This window comes from Promicromonospora sp. NPDC057138 (genome assembly GCF_042670845.1).
Classification (GTDB): domain Bacteria; phylum Actinomycetota; class Actinomycetes; order Actinomycetales; family Cellulomonadaceae; genus Promicromonospora.
The window spans coordinates 32,202-54,508 of record NZ_JBHUUX010000037.1; the positions used below are offsets into that span (position 1 = coordinate 32,202).

The following is a 22,307-nucleotide window of genomic DNA, read 5'->3' on the forward strand; positions in this document are numbered from 1 at the left end:
CGATCTGATCGTCCGCCTCATGCGGGATGTCGGCAATGCTCTGGCGCGAAGTAGGACGCCCGTCCATAAATCCTAGGGGTGTCATCCGGGAGTACGGAACGGGCGTCCATGTTCCGTCAGGGAACCTCGCGCTGCTCCGGCCCCACGTACTCGCAGACCGGACGGATCAGCGCGTTGGCGGCGCGCTGCTCCATGACGTGGGCGGTCCAGCCCGTGATGCGGGAGGCCACGAACAGCGGCGTGAAGATGTTCGTGTCGAACCCCATCAGGTGGTACGCCGGGCCCGCCGGGTAGTCGAGGTTCGGCTTGATGTTCTTAGCGCTGCCCATGGCGTTCTCGAGGGTGTCGTACAGGTCGAGCACCTCGGTCTGCCCGAAGTGTTCGGCCAGGTCACCGAGCACGGCCCGCATGGTCGGCACGCGCGAGTCGCCGTGCTTGTAGACCCGGTGGCCGAACCCCATGATCTTCTTCTTGTTCGCCAGCGCGTCCTCGAGCCACGCCTCTGCCTTGTCGGCCGAGCCGATCTCCTCGAACGTTTCCTGCACCGCCTCGTTGGCGCCGCCGTGCAGCGGGCCCTTGAGGGCGCCGATGGCGCCCGTGACCGCCGAGTGCAGGTCGGCGAGCGTCGAGGTGATGACGCGCGCCGTGAACGTGGACGCGTTGAACGAGTGCTCCGCGTAGAGCACCATCGAGGCCTCGAAGGCCTGCACGACGGCGGGTTCCGCCTCCGTGCCGAACGTCATCCACAGGAAGTTCGCGGAGTAACCGAGGTCCTCGCGAGGGTGCACGAGCTCCTGGCCGTGCCGACGGCGCTGGTCCAGCGCGACGACGGCGGGCAGGACCGCCCACAGCCGCAGCGCCTTGGCGAGCTCCGCCTCGACCGAGGAGTCCTCGGCCTGCGGGTCATGAGCGCCCAGGATCGACACCGCGGTGCGGCACACGTCCATGGGGTGGCAGTCGGTGGGCAGCTCGAGGATCGCGTCACGCACGTTGTCCGGTAGCTCGCGGTGCACGCGCTCGGTCGCCGTCTGCTCGGTGAGCTGCGCGGGTGTCGGCAGCTCGCCGTGCCACAGCAGGTAGGCGACCTCCTCGAAGGTCTTCCTGGCGGCCAGCTCCTGCACGGGATAGCCCCGGTAGAGCAGCGAGTTGGTCTCGGGGTTGACCTTCGAGATCGCCGATGTGTCGGCGACGACGCCGGCCAGACCCTTGCGGATCTCCGTGGTCTCGGGCATGCGCACTCCTTTGTGTCGAGATTTGCGGGGTCTCGACAGGCTCGACCACCGGTGGTCGAGCCTGTCGAGACCGGGTCAGGGCTTGTAGGTGAAGACGTTCGAGTCGAAGTGGTTGTACGCCGCATAGTCGGTGAGCTCGTAGAGCCGCGCGCGGGTCTGCATCTCGGGCACCAGCGCGTCCTGGGTGCCCGACGCCGCGATCTGGTCCAGCGCCCGCTCGGCGGCGCCCATCGCGATGCGCAGCAGGGTGACGGGATAGATCACGAGCTGCGCCCCGGCGTCGTGCAGCTGCTTGGCGGTGAAGAGCTCGGACTTGCCGAACTCCGTCATGTTGGCGAGCACGGGGACGTCGAGGGCCGAGGCGACCGCCTCGAACTCCGCGAGGTCCTTCATCGCCTCGGGGAAGATCGCGTCGGCGCCGGCGTCGGCCAGGGCCTTGGCGCGGTCGATCGCGAGCCGCAGGCCGCGCTCGCCAGGCTCCGTGCCGCGCACGTCGGTGCGCGCCATGATGAGGAAGTCGGGGTCGCGGCGGCCGTCGACGGCGGCCCGGATGCGGCGGACGGCGTCGCCGAGCCCCACGACCTCCTTGCCGTCCAGGTGGCCGCACCGCTTGGGGTTGACCTGGTCCTCGATGTGGATGCCGGCCACGCCGGCGTCCTCCATGGTCTGGACCGTGCGGGCCACGTTCATGGGCTCGCCGAACCCGGTGTCGGCGTCGACCAGGGCGGGCAGGTCGGTGACCCGGGCGATCTGCCCGGCCCGGCCGGCCACCTCGGTCAGGGTGGTCAGACCGATGTCGGGCAGGCCGAGGTCCGCGGAGAGCACGGCGCCCGACACGTAGACGCCGTCGAACCCCTTGTCCTGGATCAGCTTGGCGCTGAGCGGGTTGAACGCGCCCGGGAGCCGCAGGATCTCCGGCCCGGCGAGGGCCTCGCGGAAGGCGCGGCGCTTGGCCGCGGCGGTGAGCTTCGAGTAGAGCATCAGGCCCGCCCCAGCTCGAAGAGGCCCGTCGGGGCCGGGACGGCGTCCAGGACGCCCGGCGCCGCGACGATCGTGAGCTCGCGGACCTCGGCCGGCGTGAGCTCGGGTAGGCGCTCGGCCAGGTCCAGGAAGCGCTCGATCTCGGCCTCCTCCAGGACGCCGTCGGCCAGCGTGCGGAACTTGGCGACGTAGTTCGCTCGGGCGAACGGGCGGGCGCCCAGCGGGTGGGCGTCGGCGACGGCGATCTCCCTGGTCACGACCTCGCCCGAGGCGAGGGTGATCTCGACGCGGCCGCCGAACGCCTTCTCGGCGGGGTCAGTCGAGTGGTAGCGGCGCGTCCACTGCGGGTCCTCGGTGGTGGTGACCTTGTGCCACAGCTCGACCGTGTCGGGGCGCTGGGCGCGCTCAGGAGCGTAGGAGTCCACGTGGTGCCAGCCGCCGTCCTGCAGCGCGACCGTGAAGATGTAGGGGACCGAGTGGTCGAGGGTCTCGCGCGACGCCGTCGGGTCGTACTTCTGCGGGTCGTTCGCGCCCGAGCCGATCACGTAGTGCGTGTGGTGGCTCGTGTGCAGCACGATGCTCCGGACGTTCGCCGGGTCCCGCAGCTCGGGGCGCTCGGTGCCCAGTGCGCGGGCCATGTCGATGATGGCCTGCGCCTGGTACTCCGCCGAGTGCTCCTTGGTGTACGTGTCGAGGATGCCGGTGCGCGGCTCGCCGAGCTCGGGCAGCACGACGTCGTAGGCGGCGTCCGGCCCGTCCAGGAGCCAGGCGACCACGCCGTCCTCACCCTCGTAGATGGGCTCGGGGGAGGTCTGGCCGCGCATCGCGCGGTCCACCGCCTCGATCGCGAGCTTGCCCGCGAACGCGGGGGCGTGCGCCTTCCACGTGGAGATCTGGCCCTTGCGGCTCTGCCGGGTGGCCGTGGTGGTGTGCAGGGCCTGGCCGATCGCCTGGAACACCGTCTCCGTGTCCAGCCCGAGCAGGGTGCCGATGCCGGCAGCCGCCGACGGGCCGAGGTGGGCCACGTGGTCGATCTTGTGCTTGTGCAGGCTGATCGTGCGGACCAGGTCCACCTGGATCTCGTAGCCGGTCACGATGCCGCGGACCAGGTCCCGCCCGGTGCGGCCGGCGTGCTGCGCCACGGCGAGGATCGGCGGGATGTTGTCGCCCGGGTGGGAGTACTCGGCGGCGAGGAACGTGTCGTGGAAGTCGAGCTCGCGCACGGCGACGCCGTTGGCCCACGCTGCCCACTCGGGGCTGCTCGTGGCCTCGGGGTCCAGGCCGAACACGGTGGACCCGGGCCGGTACGGGTGCGCGCGGGCCTGCGAGCGGGCGGCGACGGCGGGCCCGCGGGTGAGGCTGGCCGCTGCGACGGAGGCGTTGTCGATCACGCGGTTGATCACCATGTCGGTGACCTCGGCGGTGGGCTCGACGTCGTCCGTGGCGAGCTCCGCGAGCTTCCAGGCGAGCTGGTCGGTGCGCTTCAGCGGTTCGGCGGACGGGTAGACGCGCAGGTGGTGCGTGTACGGCATGGTGACTCTTCCTCGATTCACGTGGACCGTCGTGGGGTCCAAGGCCCTCGACCTTCTCATACTCCGCGTACTAGGTACACGAGCTCAACCCCGCGCCGGTTCCCGGCTCAGCTGTGGCGGCCAACCTATCGACCGGGTCTGACACCGGTATCCGGCCCGGCGACCGGATGTCAGTGGGGATCGTTAGTGTGGCGGCGTGACCTCAGTCAGCGAGAGCGAACCCAAGAAGGCCGCCAAGGATGCGCCGGAGAGCAAGCTGGCGCTCGTGCGCCGGGCGCGGCGGATCAACCGCGAGCTCGCGGAGACCTATCCGGACGCCCGGGCCGAGCTGGACTTCACGACGCCGCTGGAGCTGCTGATCGCGACGGTGCTGAGCGCGCAGACCACCGACGTCCGCGTCAACGCGACCACGCCCGAGCTGTTCGTGATGTACCCGGACGCCCAGGCGTACGCGGAGGCGAACCCGGACGAGCTCGAGGAGATCCTGCGGCCGCTCGGCTTCTTCCGGGCCAAGGCGAGGGCGGTGATCGGGCTCGGCAAGGCGCTCGTCGAGCGGTTCGACGGCGAGGTCCCCGGCCGGCTGAAGGACCTGGTGACCCTGCCGGGCGTCGGGCGCAAGACGGCGAACGTGGTGCTCGGTAACGCGTTCGGGGTCCCGGGGCTCACCGTGGACACGCACTTCGGGCGGGTGGCACGCCGGCTGGGCCTCACCACCGACGAGGACCCGGTGAAGGTCGAGGCCGAGGTGGGGGAGCTGTTTCCCAAGAAGGACTGGACCATGCTCAGCCACCACCTCGTGTGGCACGGGCGCCGGGTGTGTGTCTCCCGTAACCCGGCGTGCGGGGCCTGCAGCATCTCGCACCTGTGCCCGTCGTACGGGACGGGCGAGACCGACCCCGGCAAGGCGGCGAAGCTGGTGCGCCCGGCGCCGGACCGCTCACCGTCTGCAGGCCTACCCCTCGTCCCGCCGAAGTAGGGCGCCCTACCTCGGTACTGGGGCTACGCGGGTGAGCCAGTTCAGCAGGATCTCGTTGACCCGGTCCGGGGCCTCCTCCGGGAGGAAGTGCCCCGCGCCCGGGATCAGCTCGTAGCGCAGGTCCGGCGCGAGCGCTACGGCGTCGAGGTCGGCGCGCTCGGAGCGCACGAACCCGTCACGCCCGCCCTGCAGCTGCAGGACGGGCATCTCGAGCGGACGGCGCAGCGCGGTGCCGAAGCGGCGTCCGTCCATCCGGGGTGTGGACCGCACGGCCCAGCGCAGCGCCTCGGCGGCGGAGTGCGCGGCGAACGGGATGCGCATGACGCTCCGGTACAGCTTCACGACGTCGTCGGGCAGCGGGGTGGCGGCGCCGAGCGCGAGGGTGCGCTCCACGAGGTCGCCCCGGGCCAGCGCGCGTTCCGGCAGCGTCGGGACCTGCAGGTACGCCAGCTCGCGCAGGGCCGCCGTCGTGAAGGCGGCCCGGCTGCGGAGGCGCACCCGGGCGGGGTGCGGGCTCGCCAGGACGGCGACGGCCGCCGTCGTGCCGGGGTGCAGGGCCGCCATGGCCCAGGCGAGCGTGCCGCCCGTGCCGTGCCCCACGACTACCGCGCGTTCGCGCCCGAGAGAGCGCACGACACCCGCGACGTCCGCCGCCCGGGCCGGCACCGCGTAGCCCGACGGCGGCTTGTCCGACCCGCCGACGCCGCGCACGTCCATCGCGGCGACGCGGTAGCCGGCGTCGGCGAGCGCGGGGATCTGCGCGCGCCACGCCCACCAGAACTGGGGGTAGCCGTGCAGCAGGAGCACCAGGGGAGCTGAGCGGTTCTCAGGGCCGGCGACCGCCACGTGAAAGCGGGAACCGCCGGACGCGACGAACTCGTGCTGCCACGGCCCGTCGACCAGGGCGCACGTGTAGTCGCTGGTGGCTGCCGTGCGTACGGCCGGTCTGGCCGAGAGTGCGGTCACAGACAAGAACCTACGCGCTCCGTGCCGGGTCCGCGCGGCGCTCTGCGCTCGGCGCGCGCCCGTCAGTGGCCCGTCTGCGCGACCCGCTTCCCCGCAGGTCCCGCGTTGGGGTCGTCCGTGGTGTTCGGGTCCGACGCCGGGGCGGTGGCCGCCGAGGCGTCGACGGACACGCTCGGCAGGCCGGCCGACACCGGAGCCGCCGGGGGTGCGGGAGGCTCCTCGACCGGACGCTCCTTGGGCGGGTCGAACCGGTAGCCGACGTTGCGCACGGTGCCGATGAGCTGCTCGTGCTCCGGGCCCAGCTTGGCCCGCAGCCGCCGCACGTGGACGTCCACGGTGCGGGTGCCGCCGTAGTAGTCGTAGCCCCAGACCTCCTGCAGCAGCTGGGCGCGGGTGAACACGCGGCCCGGGTGCTGCACGAGGTACTTGAGGAGCTCGAACTCCTTGTAGGTGAGGTCGATCGGCCGGCCACGGAGCCGGGCGGTGTACCCGCCGGCGTCGATGGCGAGCTCGCCCGCGGAGATCTCCTGCTGGGACTCCTCGGCGGGGCCGCGCGCCGAGCGCTCCACCACCAGGCGGAGCCGGGCCTCGACCTCGGCCGGCGAGGCGGACTCCAGCAGCAGGTCGTCAGCGCCCCACTCGTGGGTGACGACAGTGAGGCCGCCCTCCGTGAGGATCAGCACGAGCGGCACCGTGAGACCCGTCGCGTGCAGCAGGCGGCACGTGGTGCGGGCGGCGACCAGGTCGCGGCGGGCGTCCAGCAGGACGACGTCCGCATCGGGGGCATCGACGAGCGCCGAGGGCTCCATCGGGAGCACCCGCACCCGGTGGGACAGCAGCCCCAGTGCGGGCAGCACCTCGGCCGACCCGCCGGTGGCGGGTGTGAGGATCAACAGCTCTGCCATTGACGCACCTCCTCTCGGAACCGGCGTCTTGCAACCGTCCCTGGCTCGGGTCTCGCTGTCGCGAGACGTCCCGTCGCGTCCAACTGGCTCTGCGGAAGTCTGCCCTGTTGCTTGTTGCGTGCATGTTACACGCCCTTTTCCTGGACACCACCATGCTGCTCAGGACCCGTGACGCTCACATGACGCGAGTGTTGCCCGTCTCTCTCCTGCCTCGAATTCTGCCGCTGAGCCCCTGCGATTGAAGGAACCCGCGCAGACTCTGGAAAACTCTGGGTCGTGTCCGTCTCCAGCCGTGCCGTGACGACCGCTGCGCTCGCAGCCCTCGTCGCCGCCGCGTCCTACGTCCAGCCCCGGCCGTTGCCCCTCGTGGCGGCGGTCGTGGTCCTGGTGGTTCTCGTCGCGCTGGGCTGGCCGTCGCTGCTGCGGCTCCCCGCGCCGGGAAGCACGCGCGTGGTCGTGGCGCTCTGTGGCGTCGGCGGTGCTGTCGCCACCTACTTCACCCAGGGCGAGCCGGTGCTGCGGAACCTGCCGACGGTCCTGGCCGGCGCGGTGGTGCTCGCGTTCATCGCGCAGATGCTGCGCCGAGACGGGCGGCCTCAGCTCACCGAGTCCGTGTCGGGGACGGTCGCGGGGGTCGTCGCCGCCATCGCCACCTCCGGCTGGATCGCGGCCGCCCGGTCCGACGCCGGGGCCGCGCTCGTCGTGACGAGCGCAGTGGCGCTGGCCGTCGCGGCGGCGGTGTCCGCGCTGCCGGTGCGCGGCTGGGTGGCGCTGGGCATCTCCGCGGTCGCCGCCGTCGTGGTGGGCGGTGCGGCCGGGACGCTCCTGCCGAACATCGACACAGTGAGCGGCCTGTGGTGCGGCCTCGTCTCGGGCGTCGTGGTGGGTGCGCTGCACCTGCTGCTGGAACGGCTGCCGGCCCACGGTGCACGGCTGGCCGGACTCGCGGCGAGCGCGCTGCCCGTGGCGGTGTGCGGCATCTTCGTGTTCGTCGTGGGCCGCATGGTCATCCTCTGAGGCGCCCACGACGCCGTCGGGCCCCGTCAGGACTGACGGATCATCTCGCCGGCGATCTCGATCCGGACCTTCTTGGCGACCAGCACGCCGCCCGCCTCGAGCGCGACGTTCCAGAGCAGGCCCCACTCCTCGCGGTCGATGTCGCAGCTGCCGTGGAAGCCGAAGATGTCCTGGCCGTAGGGGTCGTGGCCCACGCCGCCGAACTCGCACTCGAGCGTGACCGGGCGCGTGACGCCGCGCACCGTGAGCAGGCCGTCCATGACGAACTTCGTGAACGAGCCGTCGGGCTGCTGCGGGTCGTGCGGACGCCGCCCCGCGGTGCCGGCCTTGAGCCGGGCCCACGAGAAGATGGGGTCGATCTGCGTCTGCATGCGGAAGCCCGTGCTGCGGAACTCGATGGTGGGGTGGTTCTCGGCGTCGAGGAAGTCCGGGCCGGACAGGTGGGTGTCGCGGTCCGCCACGTGCGTGTCGATGGACGCCGTCTGGATGGTGCAGGTCACCCGCGACAGGAGAGGGTCCTCGCCGACGACGACCGTGGCCTCGCCCTCGGCGAACTCGCCGCGCACCGGGCTGACCATCATGTGCATGGCGAGGAAGCCGAGCCGCTTGTGGTTCTGGTCGAGTGTGTAGATACCGGCGGCCGGAATGGTGATCCCATTCCAGGTGCGAGTTGGCAAAACTTCCATCTTAGCAATTTCTCCCATATATGCGGATGCATCAACGCTACCACCGGGATGGCATCACGTTGGTGGACATTTCGGCACGAGAAATACTGCTCTGGCTGGTGGTCCTGTCAAGGAATTCACCCGTTCGGGTGAGCGAGGAAGCTGGGCGTCCGCAGTGTGACGGGCGTCATTGCAGGTGAGGACTTGTCTGGACGAGCAACTCACGGCATCGTGGGTCAAATGTTGGGACAGGTCATAGCGCTGGTAGTGCTCGTGCTGGGTACAGCCGCGCTCGGAGTGTGGTGGTCAGCACGTCAGGGTGCTGTGCGCGCACCCCGGGAAACCCCGGCCGGAATCGACTGGTCGGCGTCGGGGATCGCACTCGCGGACCGGGTGACGTTCGTGCAGTTCTCGGCCGAGGTGTGCGCCGCGTGCCGGTCCACGTCCCGCGTCCTCGGGGGCCTCACCGGGTCGAGCCCCGACGTCGGTCACCGTGAGCTGCTCGTGGACGATCATCTCGACCTCGTCCGCACCCTGGGCGTGCTGCGCACCCCCACGGTGCTCGTGGTCGACGGCGGCGGGCGCGAGGTGGCCCGCATGAGCGGCGTCGTCTCCGACACCCAGGCACGTCAAGCACTGAACCGGGTCTCCACTGCGGTGGCCGAAGCAGACGGGGAAGGACAGTCATGAGTGTGAGCAAGGGGATCGACCCGCGCGGACCGCGCGTCGGGGCGAGCATCACGGCGGTGCTGCTGGCGGCCGTGGTGCTGCTCGGCCCGAGCCCGGCCGGCCTGTGGCTGCTGACGTTCGTCATGCTGAGCTTCCTGCTCGGCACGCTGCGCGGTGCCGAGGGCTCGTGGCAGGGCCTGCTGTTCAAGAAGTTCGTGCGCCCGCGCCTCGGCCCGCCCGCGGAGATGGAGGACCGGCGGCCGCCGCGCTTCGCGCAGGGCGTCGGCCTGTTCGTCACCGCGGTGGGCGTGATCCTCGGCTTCTTCGGGGTGCTCCCTGCGGTGCCGATCGCGGCTGCCGTGGCCTTCGTCGCCGCGGCGCTGAACGCCGTCGTCGGCCTGTGCCTCGGGTGCGAGCTCTACCTGCTGATGCGCCGGTCGGGCCTGGTCCGAGCCTGAGCGGACGGCGTACTGGTCAGTAGACCAGAGCCTGGGCGCCGTCGCGGAGGATCTCCTCCGTGAACAGAGCCGAGCCCGCTATGCGGATGCCGGGCAGCACGTCCGCCTCGGTGATGTCGCGGCGCGCGGCGCACTGGGTGCAGAGCGTGACGGTCCCGGCGGCCAGGATGACGTCGAGCAGGTCGGGCAGCGGCGTCGCGTGCTCGAGCGCGAGGTCCGCCGCCCGGCCGGGCAGCGCGAACCAGGCCGACTCCCCGGTGAGCCAGAGGCTCACCTCGGCCCCGGACGCCACCGCGGCCGCGGCGACGGTGAATGCCTGGTTGGTGGCCTCGGGCCGGTCCAGGCCTGCAGTGGTCTTGATCACGAGCTGGCGCATGCCGCTGACTGTATGCCGTCGACCGTTAGGATCGGCAGCATGTCGATCCATGCCCTTGAGCTCATCTTCACCGGCCTCATCGTGGCGGTAGCCGTCGCTGTCGCCTGGTTCGCCGGCTACGTCGTCTACAAGCTGTACACCGGCCAGCGCTGATGGCGTTCACCTTCCCTGACGGCCTCTCGCCCGAGGTGTACCCGCTGGCCTGGCTGGTCGGCCGATGGCGTGGTGAGGGTGTGATCGAGTACCCGAGCATCGGCAAGAAGACGTTCGTGCAGGACCTGGTCTTCGACCACGACGGCGGCCCGTACCTCCGGTTCGAGTCGACGCTGCGCGTGCTCGACGGCGCCGTCCCGGACAAGCTGCCCGGTCCCGGCGAGTGGCCGGCCCCCGTGCCGGACCCGACCGAGTCCGACGTCGTCGCTCCGGAACCCGCTGAGCCCGCCCACATCGCGGCGGCCGCAACCGTCTGGTCCACGGAGACCGGCTACTGGCGCGTGTCCACGGACCGGCCCGACGGGCTCGAGGACGACAAGCACGCGCTCGAGGTGCTCGTGGCCGACGCCTCCGGGCGCATCGCGGTCTACGTCGGCGCCGCGGGCAACGGACGTATCGACCTGGCGTCGGACGCGATAGCGCGGACATCGACGGCGGCCGAGGTGCGTGCGTCGAAGCGGCTGTACGGGCTGGTCCAGGGCCGCCTGCTGTGGGTCGAGGAGCTCGCCGCGTTCGGCGAGCCGCTGCGCTCGTACGCGTCGGCGGAGCTGGACCGGCAGTGAGTATCGCGGGCGGGAATGCCTCGTCCGTTCACGACGCTGCACCTGAGGTGAGCATGGATTACGAGAGCCCCCTGTTGAGCCGGCACGGCGCGGTCGCCGCCTCTGGTCCCGACGCCGGCGTCGCCTGGCACTACGGCGACCCGACGGCCGAGCAGCGCGCGCTGTCGCGCGGCGGCGCCGTGGTCGACCAGTCGCACCTGGGGATCGTCAAGGTCGCCGGGCCGGACCGGCTGAGCTGGCTGCACTCGATCACCTCCCAGCAGCTCGAAGGCCTGGCGCCCCGGGTCAGCACGGAGCTGCTCGTCCTGTCGCCGCAGGGCCACATCGAGCACGCGGCCGGCGTCGTGGACGACGGCGAGGCCACCTGGCTGATCACCGAGCGCGCGTCGGCGCCCGGCCTGGCCGGCTGGCTCGACCGCATGAAGTTCATGCTCCGCGTCGAGATCACCGACGCCACTGACGAGTGGGCCGCCATCGGCGAGCCCGTCGCCGCCGACGGCATCGAGGGCGAGCCGGTGACCTGGCACGACACCTGGCCGAACGTCGTCGGCGGGGGCACCCGGTACGGGCCGCCCGAGTCCGAGCACCCGGGTTCCGCGCGCCCGTGGCGCCTCGTCCTGGTGCCCCGTGCGGACCTGGATGCCGAGGTCGCGGCGCGCGAGGCCGCCGGCTGGCCGCTCGCCGGCACCTGGGCCACCGAGGCCCTCCGCGTCGAGGCGTGGCGCCCGCGGTACGCGCGCGAGGTCGACGAGCGCACGATCCCGCACGAGCTGGACTGGCTGCGCACCGCCGTCCACATCAACAAGGGCTGCTACCGCGGCCAGGAGACCGTCGCGCGCGTGCACAACCTCGGCCGGCCGCCGCGCCGGCTCGTGATGCTGCACCTCGACGGCTCGCAGCACCTCCTCCCCGAGCCGGGCGCGGAGGTGCGCCTCCCGGCGTCGGACGGCGGCGCGGGCAAGGTCGTCGGGATGCTCACCTCGATGGCCCGCCACCACGAGCTGGGGCCGATCGGCCTCGCCGTGCTCAAGCGCAGCGTCCCCGAGGAGGCGGAGCTGCTGGTCTCCGGCGAGATCTCGGGGCAGGGCATCGAGGTGACGGCGGCCCAGGAGGTGGTGGTCCCGGGCGACGGCGTATCGGTCGACCGCCCGGAGTCCCACGGCCCCCTCACGAGAGGCCTGCGCGGCCCCACCAGCCTGATCTGACCCAGTCGACCCCGTTGAGTGCGGGCTATTTGCGCTTCTGGCACACCGAAGAGCGCAAATAGCCCGCACTCAACTGATGGTGGGTGGGTGCGAGGATGCACCCGTGACCTCACTGCCCGGCTCGGCCGACGAGATGTGGCGCCAGGCCATGCGCACGCTCATGCTGCGCACCCGGTTGCGACAGGGCTGGACGCGCGCGCGAGCGGGCCTGATCCCCATCGCCCAGGCATCGCTCGCCGCCGGCGCCGCCTACCTCGTCGCGCGCTACCTGCTGGGGCACGAGCAGCCCTTCTTCGCGCCGGTCGCGGCCTGGGTCCTCCTCGGCTTCTCCGCGCAGCGGGACGTCCGCCGGGTGTCCGAGCTGGCCGTGGGGGTAGCCGTCGGCGTCGCCATGGGCGACCTGATCGTGCACCTCATCGGATCAGGCTGGTGGCAGCTCTCCCTCGTGCTGTTCATCTCCGCGATCGCCGCCCGGTTCATCGACCGCGGCGCCCTCCTCGTCACGCAGGCGGGGGTGCAGGCGATCATCGTGGTCGGCCTGCCCTCGGTCTCCGGCGGGCCGCTCGGGCGCTGGACCGACGCCCTGGTCGGCGGCGCCGTCGCCCTCCTCGTCGCGCTGCTCACGCCCGGCGACACCCGACGCCGTCCGCGCGCCCTCGCCGAGCGGGCCGTGACCGAGCTCGCCGAGACCCTGGAGACGCTCGCCCGCGGCCTGCGCTCGCGCGACATCGACGACGTCCAGGCCGCCCTCGTGCGCGGCCGGGCCTCCGAGCCCGTGCTCGCCGAGTGGCAGGAGGCGGCCCGGGACGCCCGCGAGCTCGCGCGGATCTCCGTAGGGCGGGTGTACCGCGGGGAGCTCGCCCGGCTGGAGGGACAGGCGGTACTGGTGGACCGGACCATGCGGTCGGTGCGGGTGCTGGCCCGCCGCGTGCTTCCCGTGCTCGAGGGCGAGCACGACGTGCAGCCGGTCGCCGGGCTCGTCGAGGGTTTCGCGACGGGTGCGCGGCAGCTCGCCTCCGACGTCGGATCGGGGGCGGACGGCGCCCGCGGACGCGAGGCGCTGACCACCGTGGCGGCCCGCGTGGACCCGCGGACCGTCGGGGAGGGCGACTGGCAGGTGCAGTCGCTGGTCATGCTGCTGCGCTCGCCGGTCGTCGACGCGCTGGAGGCCGCGGGCGCCTCCCCGGGCGAGGCGCGCGCCGCGCTGCCGGAGCTGTAGCCGGGTCCCGCGCTGCCGGCGCTGTAGCCGGGCGCGTCCCGCGCTGACTCAGGTTCAACAGGTCGCCGGCGACCATTGCTGAGCTCTTTCTGGTTCTCCCGGGCCTGTTGAACCAAGGTCAGGAGTCTGGACTTGTTGTCATCAGGTAGTTGATCAGATACAGTACCTGCTGTGATGCAGAAAGCGAGCGGTTCGACGTCGGACGGCGGGGCGGACGCCTTCGCCGCCGACCTCCTGCGCGGCCACACGGACACGATCGTGCTCGGCGTGCTGCGGCGCCGGGACCGCTACGGGTTCGAGATCTACAAGGCGATCCGCGACGCGACCGGCGGCGACTACGAGATCAAGGAGGCCACGCTCTACGCGGCCTACCGGCGGCTCGTGAAGGACGGGCTGGTCGAGGCCTACTGGGGCGACGAGTCCCAGGGCGGACGCCGCAAGTACTACCGCATCACCGATGCGGGCCGGGCCGTGTACCGGCGCAACGTGGACGCGTGGGTGGTCACGCGGCGCACCATCGACTCCCTCCTCGACCTGAAAGGCGAAAGCCGATGAGTGACAACACCGTGCACCGGCTCCTCGACGAGGCGTTCGCCGACGTCGAGATGACGCCGGAGACCCAGGACCTCAAGGAGGAGATCCGGGCGAACCTGCTGGACCGCGTCAGCGAGCTGACAGCGTCGGGCGTCGCGCCCGGCGAGGCCGCCCGGCGGGCGGTGGACGAGCTGGGCGACGTGCGCGAGCTGCTCGGAACGGGCGCGACGACGGACGCGGGCGCTGAACTCGGCTCGGGCGTCCCTGAGCACGGCCCGGCCCGCCGCGAGACGCTCGCCGAGCTGGCGCACCGGAATCACGTGACGCCATCACCGCGCTACGTGGCCGGAGTCGTCGGCGCGTCGCTGATCATACTGCTGGCCGTGGCTGGTGCGGCCGCGCTGCTTGTCGGTGTGCTGCGGCGGGAGGTGGAGCCCGAGGTGATCTGGGGTGTCCCGGTCCTGATGGCCATCGCCGGGCCGGCCACCGGGTGGATCGTCGCGTCGTCGCTGGCGCGCGAGACCTCGACCAACTACGCCCTCCCGCGGCGGCGGGCGGCCGCGTACGGCGTCGCCGCGGCGCTCGTCGTGATCGGCCTGATGCTCGGCGGGTACCTGTACCTCATGACCGGGCGGCTGGCGGGCGTCGTGATCGGCGGCGCGGTGTGGGTCCTGCTCGGGCTCGCCTACCTCGTCTACCTCCTGACCACGCAGACGAACCGTAAGAAGCCGTGGGTGCTGCAGGCCGACGCCGCACTCCAGGCGACCAACCGCTTCGAGGAGGACCCGGCCGCCGCCGCCCGGTTCGGCATCTACGCGCTGGTGATCTGGACGCTCTCCGGCCTCGCCTGCCTGATCGTCGGCCTTGCTGTCGGCTGGCTGTGGGCGGGTGTTCCGGCGGCTGTCGGCTTCGTCGTCTTCATGCTCGTGCTCGCCCGCATGCTGTTCGGCCAGCAGAGCAAGAACTGAACTTCCGACGTCGACGGCTGCCACCGCCGACGTCGGGCAAGAAAAGGCCCCCGGGCGACTGCCATCGCCCGGGGACCGCAATCCGAGCCCGGTGCGTGACCGGACGCGAGACGCACTCCCAGCCTACGGGTGCGCGCGGGGCTCCCCACCGAGGGAGAAACATGTCCAGAGACTCTATTTCCCAAGACAAGGGGCCCGCGATCGAGGTCGCCGGCCTGACCAAGACCTATCGCTCGCGCGGCCGCGAGGTCCGCGCGCTCGCCGGCATCGACCTACGGGTCGAGCCCGGCACCGTCCTGGGCCTGCTCGGCCCCAACGGGGCAGGCAAGTCCACCACCGTCAAGATCCTGGCCACGCTGTCCGCACCCGACGCCGGCACGGCGCGCGTCGCGGGGTGCGACGTCGTCCGCGACGCGGCGGCCGTGCGCCGGGCCATCGGCTACGTGGCCCAGAAGCCGGTCTGCGACCCGATGGACACCGGCCACGAGAACCTGGTGCTGGCCGGCCGGATCCAGGGCCTGTCCCGCCGCGCGGCGGGGGACCGGGCCAGCCACCGAGCTGCTGGCCCGGTTCGGGCTGACGGAGGCCGCCGGCCGCCTGGTCCGCACCTACTCGGGCGGCATGGCGCGCAAGCTGGACGTCGCCGTCGGGCTGGTCCACCGGCCGCAGGTGCTGTTCCTCGACGAGCCGACCACCGGCCTCGACCCCGAGGCGCGCACCGAGCTGTGGGCCGAGATCGAGGCCATGGCGCGCCACGAGCGCATGACGGTGCTGCTCACGACCCACTACCTGGACGAAGCCGACCGGCTCTCGGACCAGGTGGTCATCGTCGACGAGGGCCGCGTGGTCACCAGAGGCACGCCCGACGAGCTCAAGGACCGGCTCCAGAGCGACGGCGCGACCCGGCCGAGCCTGGACGACGTGTACCTGCACCACACCGGCCGCGTGTTCGACGAGCGGGGGGTGGCGGCATGAGCGCCGTCGTGCATGCCGGGCTGCTCTTCGGGCGGGCCTACCGGGGGACGATCCGGATCCCCGTGTTCGCGGTGATGAACCTCGTCCAGCCGATGATCTGGCTGCTGCTGTTCGGGCAGCTCTTCCGTCGTGTCGTCGAGATCCCGGGGTTCGCCGCGCCCGGCGACACCTACCTGGAGTTCATCGCGCCGGGCGTGGTCATGATGACCGCGATGTTCGGCGCGGCGTGGGCCGGCACGTCGTTCATCCAGGACATGGACCGCGGGGTGATGGACCGGCTGCTCGCCTCGCCGGCCAGCCGCGCCGCCATGCAGGTCGCGACCATGGTCTGGTACGCGGCCGTGGCCCTGGTGCAGGGGCTGGTGGTGCTCGGCGTCGCCTGGCTGTGCGGCGCGCGGTTCGACGGCGGCCCGCTCGGCATCCTGGTCCTCCTGCTCGCCGCGGTGCTGCTCACCTGCCTGTTCGCGGCGATGTCGAACGCGTTCGCGCTGCTGGCGCGGTCGCAGGAGGCCCGTGATCGGGCTGTCGCAGCTCATCGTGCTGCCGCTGATGTTCCTGTCGTCGGCGGTGATGGACACGCGGCTGTCGGCCGGCTGGGTCGAGACCGCCGCCCGGTTCAACCCGTTCGACTGGGCGGTGGTGGCCGGCCGCGAGGCGCTCTCCGGCTCGGCCGACTGGGCCCTGGTGGGCGGCCGGCTCGGCCTGCTCGCCGCGGCGGTGCTGATCATGACGTGGCTGGCCACTGGCGCTTTCCGGGCCTACCGCGCGTCCGTCTGACCCGCACGGCGGCGGGGCGGACGGCATTCCGCCCCGCCGTCGGACCAGGGACTTCGCCCGCTCTGTTGCCGTAGGCTCGTCCCGTGTTCGGAGCTCTCCAACAGTTCGTGTTCATCGGGCTGGGCCTCATCGTCTTCGCGGTCCAGGTCGTCGCCCTGGTCGACGCGGCCCGCCGCCCTGCCCACGCCTACAAGTCCGAGGGCAAGCTCTCGAAGCCGATATGGCTCGCGATCCTCGGTGCCGCGGCCGTCTTCGGCCTGCTCGGGCTGCCGCCGAGCTACTTCACGGCCGACTCCTTCCTCAACGTGATCGCGGTGGTCCCGGCCATCATCTACTGGGCGGACGTGCGTCCCCGCCTGCAGCCGTACGGCACGGGCAACAAGCCGCGCGGCCCGCAGGGCGGATGGTGACGGCCAACATGGCGTCCGGCCGGGTGGGGGCGACGATGGCCCGGACCGGCAGCCCGGGGTCGGGCAGCGTGCTCGACGACGCCGCGCCGCTGGCCGAGGTGATCCGCGGCGACCTCGTGGAGTCGGTGCACCTGGGGCACCTCGTGGTGCTCGACCCCTCCGGCCGGCCGGTCGTCCAGGTGGGCAACCCGACCACGCCGGTCTGGCCGCGGTCGTCGCTCAAGCCGGTGCAGCTCGTGGCGATGCTGCGCGCCGGGCTGGAGCTGCCGGACCGCCTGCTCGCGCTCGCCTCAGCGAGCCACAACGGCGAGGCCTTCCACCTGGAGGGAGTGCTGCAGATCCTCGGCTCCGTGGGGCTCGGCCCCGGCGCGCTGCAGAACGCGCCCGACCTGCCGATCTACCCGCCCGCCGCGCTCGAGTGGCACATGGCGCCGCTGGCCGGCGGCCCGGGCCCGGCGTCGCTGGCCCAGAACTGCTCGGGCAAGCACGCGGCGATGCTCGCCACCTGCCTCACGCAGGGCTGGGACATCCAGACCTACCTGTCGCCCGAGCACCCGCTGCAGCGGGCCGTCCGCGCCACCGTCCTGGAGATGACCGGCGACGCCGAGGTGGTCATGCGCACCACCGTCGACGGCTGCGGCGCGCCCCTGTTCTCCACGACGCTGCTGGGCCTGGCGCGCGCGTTCTCGATCCTGGGCGCCGCGCCCACGGTCGACGTCCGCTCGCACGAGGCGCGCGCCGCCCGCGCGATCTCCGCGCACCCCGACATGGTGGGCGGCACCGGCCGCGACGTCACGCTCGCGATGCAGGCCGTGCCGGGCCTGGTCGCCAAGGACGGCGCCGAGGGCGTCTACGCCGCCGGCCTGCCCGACGGCTCCGCCATCGCGTTCAAGGTGCTCGACGGCTCGGCCCGGGCCCGCCCGGCCATCCTCGCCGCCGCCCTGCGCGCGGCCGGCGCGGCGGGCCTGCCGGGCGTGTACCCGGGCGGGCTGGACGGGCTGGGCCGCATGCCGGTGCTCGGCGGCGGGCGACCGGTCGGGGAGGTCCGGGCGGTCTTCGCCGACGGCTACCCCGAGGGCCGCCGATGAGGGCCGTGCTCCAGCGCGTCACCCGCGCGTCGGTGGTGGTCGACGGCGAGGTGGTCGGCGCCATCGACAAGCCCGGCATCCTGGCGCTGGTCGGCGTGACGCACGACGACGGCGCGGCCCAGGTCGAGACGATCGCCCGCAAGATCGCCGACCTGCGGATCCTGCACGACGAGAAGTCCGTGGCCGACGTCGGCGCGCCGGTGCTCGTCGTCAGCCAGTTCACGCTCTACGGCGACGCCCGCAAGGGGCGCCGCCCGACGTGGAACCAGGCGGCGCCGGGCCCGGTCGCCGAGCCGCTGGTGGACGCCGTCGTCGCCGCGCTCCGCGAGCGCGGGCTGACCGTCGAGACCGGGCGGTTCGGCGCCGACATGCGGGTGGAGCTCGTCAACGACGGCCCGGTGACGATCCTGCTCGAGGCGTGAGCCCGCGCCCGCCGGGCCGTCCGCCGGCTCAGCCGCGCAGCGCCAGCACCGCCAGCTCCGTGCGGGAGCGCACCCCGAGCTTGCGGAAGACCCGCCCCAGGTGCACCTCCACGGTGCGTACCGACACATAGAGGCTCGCGGCCACCTGCCGGTTGGTCCGGCCCTGCACCACCAGCCGCGCCACGTCGAGCTCCCGTTCGGTGAGCAGGCCGTTCCACTGCCCGCAGAGCTCCTCCTGCCCGACGGCGGGGTCTCCCGCCGTCTCGCCCTGCGCTTCGGCGGGACCGGTGGACGAGCCCGCGGCCTCGGTGGTCGAGCCTGTCGAGACCCGGCCGCCGGGTACGAAGCCCGACGCCTGCAGGGCGCGCTCGGCGATGTGCTCCCACGCCTTGGCGCCGGACTCCTCGAACAGCTCGTGCGCGCCGAGCAGGTGGGCGGCGGCGTCGCCGGGCAGGCCGAGGCGCGCGAATGCCCGGGCGGCAACCAGCTCGGTGAGGCCGCGCTCGAACGTGGAGCCCACGCGGAGCGACGCCTCCACGGCGCGCTCGCGCGCCCGGTTGACGCCGGAGGCGTCGGCGAGGGCGAGCTCGGCGCGAGCCAGGTCGAGCCGACGTCGGCGCACCGGGCCGCCCGAGATCCCGGCGCCGCCGGGCAGGCTGGTCCCCGCGGACCCGTTCGCGGACCCGCCCCCGGACAGTGCGGAGCCGGCCGGGCCGCCAGGGTGGCCGCCCGTCGCCTCCGGGCCCACGGACGGCAGCACGCGCAGCCGCAGCCGTTCGTGCGTGCGGCGGGCCGCCCGGTCCTGGCCGGCGAGCACCAGCAGCTCCACCGGGTCGGGGGTGGGCAGCCAGAGCCGGCGCAGGTCGTCGCCGCCGCGCTCGGCGGCGAGACCCAGCAGGGTGGCGGCCTCGACCCAGCGGCCGTCGAACACTGCGGTCTGGGCCCGGTCGCCGAGCGTCGCCGCCCGCACGACGGGCGCCACCTGTCCCGGCACCGACGCCTCGAGTGCGGCGGTCGGCCGGCTCAGGTGCCCCTCCCGGACCAGGTCGAGGCGGCGCGCGAGCGCGATGCCGAGCCCGCCGAACGCGAGGGCCACGGGGAGGCGCTCGACGGCGTCGTCGAGCACGGACGCAGCCCCGGTGACGTCGCCGAGGCGCAGGGCCAGGTACGACTGCGCCACCCGGAGGTGCGCCTCCGCGAGCGGCGTCATGGCCTCGTCCGGGCCGTCGAACCACCAGCCGGGAGGTCGTGCGGGGGCGAGCTCCGCGACCTCGGACAGGATCGCCGCGGCGTCCCCGGGGGCGGCGTCGAGCAGGCGGATCGTCTTGCGCGCGGCGGCGATCGCCGCACGGTCGGGCCCGCTCGCGTCGCCGGGCAGTACGGCGTCGGGCCGGCCCTCGAGGAGGGAGAGCGCGATGCCGAGCGGCCGGGCGGCGTCGGGCGCGCCGCCCGCGGGCCCGACGTTGCCGGAGGGGTGGGTGGCGCGGCGGAGGTGCACGACGGCGTCGTGCACGTGCCCCGCCCACAGCGCGGCCCGGCCGGCCACGGCGAAGGCACGGGCCCGCACCGTGTCGGTGCCGTGGCTCGCAGCCTCGCGGGCCACCTCGTGCGCGCGGTGGACGTCGCCGCGCGCGAGGTGCTGCTCGGCGAGCTCGACCAGGCCGTCCGCGAGCAGAGGGTCGCCCGCGAGCGTGCTCAGGGCCGTGTGCCAGATGGCGATGAGCGGCTCGTCGGCCTTGCGGTGCACGTCGGCCAGGGCGACGTGGGCGGCGGTGCGGGTGGCGAGGTCGGCGTCCTCGTGCACGATCGAGCGGATGCGCGGATGGTGGAACCGGAACCGGCCGCCGACCAGGTGCAGGTGGCGCCCGGCGGGGCCGGCCATGAGGGTGTCGATGTCGATGCCCGACGCGGCGAGCAGCACCTCGGTGCGGTCCACCACGGCGACGGCGGCGACGAGCAGCACGCGGCGCGCGTCGTCGTCGAGGCCGAGCGGGCCTGCTGCCTCGCGGACAGCGCGCGCGGCGGGGAGCGGGTCCGGCATCAGCGCCGTCCCGAGGAGATGCTCTTCGTCGAGCATCCGGGCTGTCTGGTCCACACATCCAGGTTCGTCACCCACGACTCGGCTGAGCTCGCACGCGACGTGGGGTGCCACGGTGCGGTCACCGAGGGCGAGCGGAAAAACGACTTGCAGCGGCAGCGCGGTCATCGTCGAGCCTCCCGGATTCGTTCACGGTGCTCGCAAGTATGACCGTCAGAGGTTTCACCCGCATCAACTTCGGCCTGCGACTTTTGACCGGATCTGCAATATCGGCCGCACGACTACCTACGTAGGGGATTTCCCTCATTCCCCGGTTATGCGAGGTGTCCTTACTTTAGGGATGCCGGCCAACCGGGCCGCAGACGAGAGGGACGCACATGGGACCGACCTACGCTCCGCCGTCGGGCACGAGACGGCTCACCCGACGAATCCTCGCGGGAGCGGCCGCGCTCGCCGTGGCGGCCTCCGCCGTCGTTGCGGGGGCGAGCCTGTCCGAGGCTGCCCAGGCCAAGGACAAGCCCGCGAAGACCGCCACCCGCGACTCCGCGATCAACGGCTTCCGCAGCGTCGGCTACTTCACGCAATGGGGCGTGTACGGGCGTGGCTACCAGGTCAAGCAGGTCGACACGTCCGGCGTGGCCGACGAGCTGACCCACATCAACTACGCCTTCGCCAACATCCACCACCAGAACCTCGAGTGCTTCGAGGCCAACAAGGCGCAGGGCGAGGGCCCCACCGGGTCCGACGGCGCGGGCGACGCCTGGGCCGACTACGGCATGGGCTACACGGCCGCGAACTCGGTGTCGGGAGCCGCCGACGCCTGGGACCAGCCGCTGGCCGGCTCGTTCAACCAGCTCAAGCAGCTCAAGGCCAAGCACCCCGACCTCAAGGTCATGATGTCGATCGGCGGGTGGACCTGGTCCAAGAACTTCTCGCTCGCGGCCGCGACGGACGCCTCGCGCCAGAAGCTCGTGTCGAGCTGCATCAACATGTTCATCAAGGGCAACCTGCCGGTCATCGACGGCCGCGGCGGCGCCGGTGCCGCCGCAGGCGTCTTCGACGGGTTCGACATCGACTGGGAGTGGCCCGGCTCGCAGAACGGCAACGTGGGCAACCACGTCGACGAGGTGAACGACGCGCGCAACTTCAAGCTCCTGCTCGCCGAGTTCCGCAAGCAGCTCGATGCCCTCGGCGCGACGACGGGCAAGCACTACCAGCTCTCCGCGTTCCTGCCGGCGAACCCCGCCGACATCGAGGACGGCGGCTGGAACGACCCGCAGATCTTCCAGTCCCTCGACTTCGGCAACGTCCAGGGCTACGACCTGCACGGGGCCTGGGACCCCGCGCTGACCGGGCACCAGGGCAACCTCTACCACGACCCCGACGACCCGCGGGAGCCCGCGCGGCAGTTCAGCGCCGACCTCGCCGTGCAGTCGTACGTGGACGCCGGGATCGACCCGGCGCAGCTCGGCCTCGGCCTGGCGATGTACGGGCGTGGCTGGACCGGCGCGACGTCGTCCGAGCCGTGGGGGACCGCCACCGGTCCTGCGCCCGGGCAGTGGGAGGCGGGCATCAACGACTACGACGTCATCAAGAACGTCGGCACCGGGTACTACGACGCCGAGCTCGGGGCGGCCTGGCGGCACGACGGCAACACGTGGTGGTCGTACGACAACGCCCAGTCGATCACCACGAAGGCGAACTACATCCGGGCGCAGGGCCTGGGCGGGGCCATGTGGTGGGACCTGTCGGGCGACCGGTCCGGCACGCTGACCGGCGCCCTGCAGGGCGTGCTCGGCAGCGGGACGCCGGGTCCCGTGGAGGACGGCGGCTCGACCGACCCGACGGACCCGCCCACCGATCCGCCGACGGACCCGCCGACCGACCCGCCGGGTGACGCGTGCGCCTCGGCGGCCTGGAGCGCGTCGGCGGTCTACGTGGGCGGGAACACGGTGTCGCACGGCGGGCACGAGTGGCGCGCCAAGTGGTGGACGCAGGGCGAGACGCCCGCGCCCTCCGAATGGGGAGTCTGGCAAGACCTGGGCCTCTGCTGACGCGACCTTCCGGGGCCAGCCCTTGATGGAGGGGATGGCCCGTCGAGCGCCACCGGGAGTGGCT

23 protein-coding genes and 1 pseudogene are annotated in these 22,307 nt (G+C 72.7%); 16 read left to right on the forward strand and 8 right to left on the reverse strand.

Annotation, left to right across the window (positions count from 1 at the left end; genetic code table 11):
- Positions 1-116: 116 nt before the first annotated feature.
- The 3 genes from ACFT2C_RS18855 to ACFT2C_RS18865 all read right to left on the reverse strand — a co-directional run bounded on the left by ACFT2C_RS18855 (position 117) and on the right by ACFT2C_RS18865 (position 3,745).
- Positions 117-1,232, reverse strand: a complete 1,116-nt coding sequence (locus tag ACFT2C_RS18855; protein WP_377208606.1) for a bifunctional 2-methylcitrate synthase/citrate synthase — start codon at positions 1,230-1,232, stop codon at positions 117-119.
- A gap of 75 nt (positions 1,233-1,307) precedes the next feature.
- Entirely contained in the window at positions 1,308-2,213 is a 906-nt protein-coding gene (gene prpB / locus ACFT2C_RS18860) for a methylisocitrate lyase (RefSeq protein WP_377208607.1), read from the reverse strand.
- Entirely contained in the window at positions 2,213-3,745 is a 1,533-nt protein-coding gene (locus ACFT2C_RS18865) for an MmgE/PrpD family protein (RefSeq protein WP_377208608.1), read from the reverse strand. The genes prpB and ACFT2C_RS18865 overlap by 1 nt, the downstream gene beginning before the upstream one ends.
- A gap of 196 nt (positions 3,746-3,941) precedes the next feature.
- On the opposite strand from ACFT2C_RS18865, the gene nth reads away from it, so the two are divergent.
- A complete protein-coding gene (gene nth, locus ACFT2C_RS18870) occupies positions 3,942-4,721 on the forward strand; it encodes an endonuclease III (protein ID WP_377208609.1) in 780 nt (259 codons plus the stop codon).
- Positions 4,722-4,727: 6 nt separating this feature from the next.
- Here the strand turns inward: nth and ACFT2C_RS18875 are convergent, their stop codons facing one another.
- A complete protein-coding gene (locus ACFT2C_RS18875) occupies positions 4,728-5,687 on the reverse strand; it encodes an alpha/beta fold hydrolase (protein WP_377208610.1) in 960 nt (319 codons plus the stop codon).
- Between the two features lie 62 nt (positions 5,688-5,749).
- On the reverse strand, positions 5,750-6,592 hold the full coding sequence (locus ACFT2C_RS18880) for a winged-helix domain-containing protein (protein WP_377208611.1): 843 nt from the start codon (positions 6,590-6,592) through the stop codon (positions 5,750-5,752).
- 276 nt (positions 6,593-6,868) lie between these two features.
- Here ACFT2C_RS18880 and ACFT2C_RS18885 point away from each other — a divergent pair, with 276 nt between their 5' ends.
- Positions 6,869-7,609 carry a hypothetical protein gene (locus ACFT2C_RS18885; RefSeq protein WP_377208612.1) on the forward strand — a complete coding sequence of 247 codons (741 nt, stop codon included), beginning with the start codon at positions 6,869-6,871 and terminating at the stop codon, positions 7,607-7,609.
- A gap of 26 nt (positions 7,610-7,635) precedes the next feature.
- Here the strand turns inward: ACFT2C_RS18885 and ACFT2C_RS18890 are convergent, their stop codons facing one another.
- Positions 7,636-8,295: a YceI family protein gene (locus ACFT2C_RS18890; protein ID WP_377208613.1), complete on the reverse strand. Its 660-nt coding sequence runs from the start codon at positions 8,293-8,295 to the stop codon at positions 7,636-7,638.
- 219 nt (positions 8,296-8,514) lie between these two features.
- Between ACFT2C_RS18890 and ACFT2C_RS18895 the strand changes: the two genes are divergently transcribed.
- Together ACFT2C_RS18895 and ACFT2C_RS18900 are read left to right on the forward strand one after the other, a co-directional pair.
- Positions 8,515-8,964, forward strand: a complete 450-nt coding sequence (locus ACFT2C_RS18895) for a thioredoxin family protein (RefSeq protein WP_377208614.1) — start codon at positions 8,515-8,517, stop codon at positions 8,962-8,964.
- Positions 8,961-9,401 (forward strand): DUF4395 domain-containing protein, encoded by a 441-nt coding sequence (locus tag ACFT2C_RS18900; protein WP_377208615.1) that lies wholly within the window; start codon positions 8,961-8,963, stop codon positions 9,399-9,401. The genes ACFT2C_RS18895 and ACFT2C_RS18900 overlap by 4 nt, the downstream gene beginning before the upstream one ends.
- Positions 9,402-9,417: 16 nt before the next feature.
- On the opposite strand, the gene ACFT2C_RS18905 is transcribed toward ACFT2C_RS18900, so the two are convergent.
- Entirely contained in the window at positions 9,418-9,777 is a 360-nt protein-coding gene (locus ACFT2C_RS18905; RefSeq protein ID WP_377208616.1) for a DsrE family protein, read from the reverse strand.
- A 152-nt stretch (positions 9,778-9,929) separates the two neighbouring features.
- Between ACFT2C_RS18905 and ACFT2C_RS18910 the strand changes: the two genes are divergently transcribed.
- The 11 genes and pseudogenes from ACFT2C_RS18910 (at position 9,930) to dtd (ending at position 18,151) form a co-directional block, all read left to right on the forward strand.
- Positions 9,930-10,553, forward strand: a complete 624-nt coding sequence (locus ACFT2C_RS18910) for an FABP family protein (protein WP_377208617.1) — start codon at positions 9,930-9,932, stop codon at positions 10,551-10,553.
- Between the two features lie 53 nt (positions 10,554-10,606).
- On the forward strand, positions 10,607-11,758 hold the full coding sequence (locus tag ACFT2C_RS18915) for a YgfZ/GcvT domain-containing protein (protein WP_377208618.1): 1,152 nt from the start codon (positions 10,607-10,609) through the stop codon (positions 11,756-11,758).
- Positions 11,759-11,861: 103 nt separating this feature from the next.
- Positions 11,862-12,977 carry an aromatic acid exporter family protein gene (locus ACFT2C_RS18920; protein ID WP_377208619.1) on the forward strand — a complete coding sequence of 372 codons (1,116 nt, stop codon included), beginning with the start codon at positions 11,862-11,864 and terminating at the stop codon, positions 12,975-12,977.
- 174 nt (positions 12,978-13,151) lie between these two features.
- Positions 13,152-13,532, forward strand: a complete 381-nt coding sequence (locus ACFT2C_RS18925; protein WP_377208625.1) for a PadR family transcriptional regulator — start codon at positions 13,152-13,154, stop codon at positions 13,530-13,532.
- Positions 13,529-14,479, forward strand: coding sequence for a permease prefix domain 1-containing protein (locus ACFT2C_RS18930; RefSeq protein ID WP_377208620.1), 951 nt, complete (start codon positions 13,529-13,531; stop codon positions 14,477-14,479). Before ACFT2C_RS18925 ends, ACFT2C_RS18930 begins: the two co-directional genes overlap by 4 nt.
- 161 nt (positions 14,480-14,640) lie before the next feature.
- A pseudogene (locus tag ACFT2C_RS18935) lies at positions 14,641-14,952 on the forward strand (ATP-binding cassette domain-containing protein); the annotation flags it as partial.
- 124 nt (positions 14,953-15,076) lie between these two features.
- Positions 15,077-15,454 (forward strand): AAA family ATPase, encoded by a 378-nt coding sequence (locus ACFT2C_RS18940; RefSeq protein ID WP_377208626.1) that lies wholly within the window; start codon positions 15,077-15,079, stop codon positions 15,452-15,454.
- Positions 15,451-16,305, forward strand: coding sequence for an ABC transporter permease (locus ACFT2C_RS18945; protein ID WP_377208627.1), 855 nt, complete (start codon positions 15,451-15,453; stop codon positions 16,303-16,305). Before ACFT2C_RS18940 ends, ACFT2C_RS18945 begins: the two co-directional genes overlap by 4 nt.
- Before the next feature lie 9 nt (positions 16,306-16,314).
- Positions 16,315-16,641: a DUF2516 family protein gene (locus tag ACFT2C_RS18950; protein WP_377208621.1), complete on the forward strand. Its 327-nt coding sequence runs from the start codon at positions 16,315-16,317 to the stop codon at positions 16,639-16,641.
- 35 nt (positions 16,642-16,676) lie between these two features.
- Entirely contained in the window at positions 16,677-17,729 is a 1,053-nt protein-coding gene (locus ACFT2C_RS18955; RefSeq protein ID WP_377208628.1) for an asparaginase, read from the forward strand.
- Complete coding sequence (gene dtd / locus ACFT2C_RS18960; protein WP_377208622.1) at positions 17,726-18,151, forward strand: D-aminoacyl-tRNA deacylase; 426 nt, start codon at positions 17,726-17,728, stop codon at positions 18,149-18,151. The genes ACFT2C_RS18955 and dtd overlap by 4 nt, the downstream gene beginning before the upstream one ends.
- 28 nt (positions 18,152-18,179) lie before the next feature.
- On the opposite strand, the gene ACFT2C_RS18965 is transcribed toward dtd, so the two are convergent.
- On the reverse strand, positions 18,180-20,246 hold the full coding sequence (locus tag ACFT2C_RS18965; RefSeq protein WP_377208623.1) for a LuxR C-terminal-related transcriptional regulator: 2,067 nt from the start codon (positions 20,244-20,246) through the stop codon (positions 18,180-18,182).
- Between the two features lie 320 nt (positions 20,247-20,566).
- On the opposite strand from ACFT2C_RS18965, the gene ACFT2C_RS18970 reads away from it, so the two are divergent.
- Positions 20,567-22,243: a glycosyl hydrolase family 18 protein gene (locus ACFT2C_RS18970; RefSeq protein WP_377208624.1), complete on the forward strand. Its 1,677-nt coding sequence runs from the start codon at positions 20,567-20,569 to the stop codon at positions 22,241-22,243.
- Positions 22,244-22,307 lie beyond the last annotated feature (64 nt).